This is a genomic window from Myxococcus sp. RHSTA-1-4, assembly GCF_020037125.1.
Classification (GTDB): Bacteria; Myxococcota; Myxococcia; order Myxococcales; family Myxococcaceae; genus Myxococcus.
This window is the reverse complement of sequence record NZ_JAIQDG010000112.1, coordinates 1-1641: the sequence shown is the minus strand read 5'-3', so window position 1 is coordinate 1641 and position 1641 is coordinate 1. Positions and strand designations below refer to the sequence as shown.

At 70.3% G+C, this 1641-nt stretch carries 1 protein-coding gene; it reads left to right on the top strand.

Annotated elements, in window-relative coordinates; all coding sequences use genetic code 11:
* On the top strand, positions 1 to 1641 hold a 1641-nt coding region (locus tag K8638_RS44135), incomplete at both ends, for a hypothetical protein (RefSeq protein WP_223760802.1).

Genomic DNA, 1641 nt, shown 5'->3' with positions numbered 1-1641 from the left:
CGGTGCTGACCTTCCCTGTCTCGCGTGGCGAGCAGGTGAGCATCGCGGTGACGGCGCTGACGCTCGGTGGCGCCTCCTCGGCGAGCCTGCGCGTCTATGACCCCGCGGGGGTGATGATCAACAACCACTTCTTCTCGACTCCTGGCGCCTTCGACGTCGCCGTGGCGCCAAAAGATGGCGTCTACACGGCGGTGCTGAAGCCGGGCAGTTCGGCGACGGGCTTCAGCGCCTCGCTCTCGCTGGTGCGCGCCGTGAGCGGCCCCGTGGTGGTGGACGGCCCTCAGGTGAGCTTCTCCAACGTCGCGGGGCAGAACGGGCGCTACACCTTCGCGGGTACCGCGGGGGACCGGCTGGGCCTGGGCGTGGCGAGCGTCAGCACCACGCCCACCGGGCAGTCCGTCCTCGTCACCGTCCTCAATCCTGACGGCAGCTCGCTCATCAACTGCGGCGGCTACAACGTCCCCGGGAACTGCAACCTGCCGGTGGTGCCCGTGACGGGCACCTACACCATCGTCGTCGACCCGCAGGGGCTCACGGTGGCTTCGGTGGGACTGCGGCTGTCGCGCACGGTGGAGGGCAGTCTCGAGGTGGGCGGGCCCACGGTGACCTTCAGCACCGACCGGGTGGGCCAGGACGGCCGCTACACCTTCACGGCGGCGGCGGGGGCCAACCTGGCGCTGGTGCTGTCCGCGGGCACCTTCACCAACTACGCCACGGTGCGCGTCTACAAGCCCGACGGCACCCAGCAGACCAGCACGTATGGCTATCCCAACCAGACGGCGGTGCTGGACTTCACGGCGGCGACGGCGGGGACCTACAGCATCACGGTCGACCCATACCTGGCCAACACCGGGCAGCTCACCCTGGGGCTGGTGCAAGAGGTGGCCGGCAGCGCGGGCGACATCGATGGCGCGGCCGTGGTGGCGAGCCTGGAGGTGGGGCAGAACGGGCGCTACACCTTCGCGGGCACCGCGGGGGACCGGCTGGGCGTGGGCGTGACGAGTGTCAGCACCACGCCCACCGGGCAGTCCGTCACCATCAGCGTGCTGAAGCCCGACGGCAGCACGCTCGTCACCTGCGGCAGCTACAGCGCTCCTGGTAACTGCAACCTGTCGGAGCTGCCGGCGACAGGGACGTACACCCTCTTCCTCGACCCGGCGGGGACGGCGTCCGCGTCGGTGGGGCTGCTGCTGTCGCGCACGGTGGAGGGCAGCCTTGAGGTGGGCGGGCCCACGGTGACCTTCAGCACCGGCCGGGTGGGCCAGGACGGCCGCTACACCTTCACGGCGACGGCGGGAGCCAACCTGGCGCTGGTGACGTCCGCGGGCACCTTCACCAACTACGCCACGGTGCGCGTCTACAAGCCCGACGGCACCCAGCAGACCAGCACGTATGGCTATCCCAACCAGACGGCGGTGCTGGACTTCACGGCGGCGACGGCGGGGACCTACAGCATCACGGTCGACCCATACCTGGCCAACACCGGGCAGCTCACCCTGGGGCTGGTGCAGGAGGTGGCTGGTGGCGTGGAGCTGGATGGAACGGCCACGGTGGTGGGTATGGAAGTGGGGCAGAACGGGCGCTACACCTTCGCGGGCACCGCGGGGGACCGGCTGGGCCTGGGCGTGACGAGCGTCAGCA